Annotated in this window: 1 protein-coding gene and 1 pseudogene; both read left to right on the top strand. The window is 75.5% G+C overall.

Annotation, left to right across the window (positions count from 1 at the left end; genetic code table 11):
* On the top strand, positions 1–1225 hold a 1225-nt coding region (locus G3I40_RS09705; RefSeq protein WP_164301753.1), incomplete at its 5' end, for a DUF1116 domain-containing protein.
* Positions 1222–1442: pseudogene (locus G3I40_RS09700) on the top strand (hypothetical protein); the annotation flags it as partial. The gene G3I40_RS09705 and the pseudogene G3I40_RS09700, both read left to right, overlap by 4 nt.

Genomic DNA, 1442 nt, shown 5'->3' with positions numbered 1-1442 from the left:
GGTGCGCCTCGCCCGCGACGTCCTCCCCGTCCTGGACGACCGCGCCACCGGCGCGCGGGTCCTGCTGCACGCCGGACCGCCCGTCGACTGGGCCGACATGTGCGGCCCGATGCGCGCGGGCGTCGTCGGGGCCGCACTCCTCGAAGGCTGGGCCGACACCCCCGACAAGGCCGAACTCCTCGCGCGATCCGGCGCGTTGCGTTTCGAGCCCTGCCACCACCACGAGGCCGTCGGACCGATGGGCGGCATCACGTCGCCCTCGATGCCGGTGCTCGTCGTCGAGGACCCGGCGACCGGGCGCCGCGCCTACGCCAACCTCAACGAGGGCGCCGGCCGGTGTCTGCGCTACGGCGCCCTCGGCGACGACGTACTGGACCGGCTGCGCTGGATGGCCGACGTGCTCGCCCCCGCCCTGCGCGAGGCGCTGGGCGGCCTGCCCGACGGGGTGGACCTGCGCGCCGTCACCGCCCAGGCGCTCCAAATGGGCGACGAGTGCCACAGCCGCAACACCGCCGCGTCCGCACTGCTGCTGCGTGCGCTCGCCGCCCCGCTCGCCCGCACCGCACACGGCCCCGACGTCCTGGAGTTCCTCGCCGACAACCACTACTGGTTCCTCAACTTCTCCATGGCGGCGTCCAAACTCGCCACCTCCGCCGCCCACGGCGTCCCGCACTCCACCCTCGTCACCGCGTTCGCCCGCAACGGCGTCGAGGTCGGCATCCGCGTCAGCGGCCTCGGCGACGCCTGGTTCACCGCCCCCGCCGCCCAGGTCGAGGGCCTCTACTTCGCCGGGTACGGCCCCGAGGACGCCAACCCGGACATCGGCGACAGCGCCATCACCGAGACCAACGGCCTCGGCGGCTTCGCGCTCGCCGCCGCCCCCGCCATCACCGGCTTCGTCGGCGGCACCGTCGACCAGGCGCTGCGGACCAGCCGCGACATGGCCCGGATCACCCTGGCCCGGCACGAGGCGTACCGGCTCCCCGCCCTCGGCGGGATCGGCGCACCCGTCGGCATCGATCTGCGGGCGGTTCTCGACACCGGCATCGAGCCCGTCGTCACCACCGGCATCGCCCACCGCGAGCCGGGCATCGGGCAGATCGGGGCGGGACTCGCGCACGCTCCCCTGGAGTGCTTCCGCAAGGCGCTCGCCGCGTTCCCCCTCCCCGAGGAAGACACGGCCGAAGCAGCCACGGCCGAAGAAGGCACGGAGTCGGCGCCGTGAGTCCCGCCGCCCTGTCCTGCAGCGTCAGCACGCTGGCCAGGGACGCTCTCGAAGGACCGCCCCGGCCGGCCCGCGTCGTGGCCGCGACCCGGCAGGCGCTCTACCTGCTCCCGTACGGCAGCCGTACCCCGCTCGCCCTCGTGGTGCCCGCCGCCGTACGGGTCCCGGCCGCCGTCGTGCTGCCCGCCGCCACCGGGGAGCGGCCCTTCGCGGGCCT

Source organism: Streptomyces sp. SID14478, assembly GCF_010548525.1.
Classification (GTDB): Bacteria; Actinomycetota; Actinomycetes; order Streptomycetales; family Streptomycetaceae; genus Streptomyces.
This window is presented reverse-complemented; position numbering and strand designations above follow the sequence as displayed.